Origin of the sequence: Limnofasciculus baicalensis BBK-W-15 (assembly GCF_024178385.1) — a bacterium.
GTDB lineage: Bacteria > Cyanobacteriota > Cyanobacteriia > Cyanobacteriales > Coleofasciculaceae > Limnofasciculus > Limnofasciculus baicalensis.
Map to the genome: position 1 here is coordinate 1 of NZ_JAMZMM010000524.1, position 3,167 is coordinate 3,167.

At 40.9% G+C, this 3,167-nt stretch carries 2 protein-coding genes; both read right to left on the reverse strand.

From position 1 onward, the window contains the following. Positions 1 to 217 precede the first annotated feature (217 nt). Positions 218 to 700 (reverse strand): chemotaxis protein CheW, encoded by a 483-nt coding sequence (locus NJ959_RS27640; RefSeq protein WP_256529911.1) that lies wholly within the window; start codon positions 698 to 700, stop codon positions 218 to 220. A 220-nt stretch (positions 701 to 920) separates the two neighbouring features. Then, positions 921 to 3,167, reverse strand: a 2,247-nt coding sequence (locus NJ959_RS27645) for a hybrid sensor histidine kinase/response regulator (RefSeq protein ID WP_254014976.1), incomplete at its 5' end; no start/stop codon positions are given.

Genomic DNA, 3,167 nt, shown 5'->3' on the forward strand with positions numbered 1-3,167 from the left:
CTCCCACCCCGGCTAATGTTATCAATGCCCCAAAAGTCTGTGATAAGGGCTACAAATACTATCTGGGGAAGTGCCGGAAGATCCTGTAGGTGGTTAAGTCCGTTTCATGTAGGGTGGGCACTCCCCCTTAGCACTTGAAAAGCTGATTATTACATTAGTGGGGAGTGCCCACCCTACGGTTATTGAAGATGATGCAAAATCTGAATAAAATCCCCACTTAAAAAGATTTCAAAGCCAAGGGATAAGAATCTACACTATCTTCAAGTCGCGTCAAATCCAGTAAAAAAATAGTTGTTGCCATTTCATTGTGGGCGACAACAGCAGCATAGCTGACTAGCTTGAAAACACTGGATCTACTTTCAGACTGAGGTATGCTTCGCATTAGATCTAAAGGTAATTCTACTAAATTGGGTGGTTCATCCACCACAATGGCACAGAGTTCCCCATAAGAGGTGCGGGCAATCAATAGAAACGATTTGCGATCGCTTAAGTTTGATAAACTATTAGAGTTTAACTCTTCATGCCAATCAAACACGCGAATCGTATGACGGCCAAGTTGAACTAACCCCATAGATCTTAGTCCATTGTTGTCTCCCACAGGACAATTGATAACTTTTAAGACATTGGCGATGGGCAGTGCCATGAGGCAATCCCCAATCCTAAAAACAATGAATTTTTCTAAGTTTAAATTGTCTTGCATAGTTGTTGGTGATTGGTTGTTGGTTGTTGGTGATTGGTGATTGGTTGTTGGTTGTTGGTGATTGGTTGTTGGTTATTAATCCAATGCGCATCTAATTAAAATAATCACAATTTGTGAAACTTTTGTAGGGCGGGTATCTTGCCTGCCTCATTTATACGACTTATATGCGTTACAGATCAGTACTGATTGTCCATAACAAACAACAAATAACAAACAACTATTAACTGCTGACTGAAATTTTACCCAATACATCCGTTAGCGTAGTTAATAGCTGGTGTTCGAGATAGGGTTTGCTGATATAAGCCGTTGCCCCTAACTCTGAGGCAATTATACGGTGCTTTTCGCCACTGCGAGATGTCAAAATTACTACCGGAATTTGGGTTAAACTTGAATCTTGTTGACGGTATTTGAGAAACTCAAACCCATTCATTCGGGGCATCTCAATATCGCAAATTACTAACTGAATATTGGCATTATGCTGAAGTTGCTCAATCGCCTCATAACCATCCTTGGCTTGCAATACTTGATAACCAGCTTTCTGTAAGGTTAGGGAGACAGTTTGGCGCACAGTGATCGAGTCATCCACTAAGAGAACTAATTTAGGAAGTCGGAAGTCTAAATCCTGAATTTTTTCTACTCCTTTATCTGTTTTATACTCTCCTCCTGGCAATTGTTTTTGCTCTTGACTTGTGAGAATTCCCTGGTCTAAGGTAGCATTAGTTACTGATAAGCTTTGACTTGTATTACTATAAGTTTGTCGATCGCATAAATACTCCATCAAAGCCGAGCCATCTATCACTAAGGTCAACCGACCATCTGGTAGAATACTACCACCATAAACATAGCTTGGTGGTACAATTGTTGCACCCAAAGGACGAATAACTAATTCCTGTTCTCCGATTAGTTCATCTATTTCTAAACCAAGAAGCTTATCCTCGTAGCGAATGAGAATAATAGGCATTTCCTGTGCTTGAGTTTTCAATAAACGCCGATATTTTATCGAAAAAGGTTTGGTTATTCGTGAGGAATAATCTAGCGCAGTCCCCAATTGAAAAATCGGGATAAGTTCCTCATCATTTCCCGTGCCCCATCGCAAGACTTTGCCATCTTCCCAGCTTCTGATTTGACTAGGTTGAGGAATAATGATTTGCTCAATTGCATCTGATAGTAAGGCATAAATGCAATCATTAGCTTGAATCAGGAGCAATTTAGCAATCGTTAGACTGAGGGGAATTAGTAGTCTGAATGTTGTACCCCAGTAGGGTGTGGATTCAACCACAACTGAACCCTGGAGAGATTGAACCTGGGAACGCACCACATCTAAACCAACACCTCGTCCAGAAAGATCGTTAACACTAAATGCTGTAGAAAAACCAGGTTCAAATAGTAAATCTGTGAGCTGAGATTCATTCATAAATCTTGCACCTTCTCCGTCAATTAATTGACGTTCCACTGCTCGTTTACGAATCAGTTCAAAATCCAATCCTTGCCCGTCATCCCGCACTTCAATTACTAAATGTTTACCCCGATAATAGGCAGATATTTCAATATTACCTTGGTTCGATTTCCCCCGTTGTTTTCGGATAGCAGGAGACTCAATCCCGTGATCGAAAGCATTGCGAATGAGGTGAAGTAAGGGATCGTAAAGTTTCTGCGCGATAGTTTTATCTACTAGAACCTCATTTCCCCGCAACTCCAAAAATATTGGTTTATTGTGTAAGGTTTCTAACTGCTTTAGCACGCGGGGGAAGCGACTGAAGACATCTCCTAAAGGTAACATTCTCGCTTCGACGAGAGTGTCGCGGGTACTAGTTAATAACCGACGCTGTTTTTCCATCGTCTGCTGAGACGATCTCGCGAACAAATCAATAGCTTCAGTCGCCTCTGATAATTGCACCGCATCATCAATAATTGACTGAATTAGTAATCCAGATTCATTATAACGTTCCAATTCCAGCGGATCGAATTGATTGGCAATTAGTGATTGGCGATTGAGGAATAGAAAGTTATTTTTCCTCATCCTTATATCCCCTGGTTGATTCCCCATTTCCCATTCCAAATTCCACCGTTGTCGGGACCAATTAAATTCACGATCGTACCAATCTTGCAGTTGATCTAGTAGTCGCTGATGCTCTTGAAGACGGGAGAGAAGGGATCGTACAGCTACTCGCACTTGTTCGTTTTCTAGTGACTGACGGTTTTGGTTGGTTAGTAATTCGCCAACTGAGTAATTCAAACTTTCTAAATGTTCAACATTAACTCGTACTGTTTCAGATACTGAAGCTGATTCTTTCTCTCGATTTGGATATTGGGGAGATTGGGGAGTGGGAGTTGATTGGGAAGATTGGGGAGACAATGGGGAAGAGAATTTGGTTTCTTGTCCTATTTTTTCTTTATCCTTTTCCTCTATCTGTAGGTTTAGTAATGATGCTTCTTTTGCGATTATTTCATCAGCTAAATCAGATTC

What these genes read in the sequence shown, in the direction of transcription:
- NJ959_RS27640 (WP_256529911.1), bottom strand. Translation starts at nt 700, where the DNA reads ATGCAAGACAATTTAAACTTAGAAAAATTCATTGTTTTTAGGATTGGG.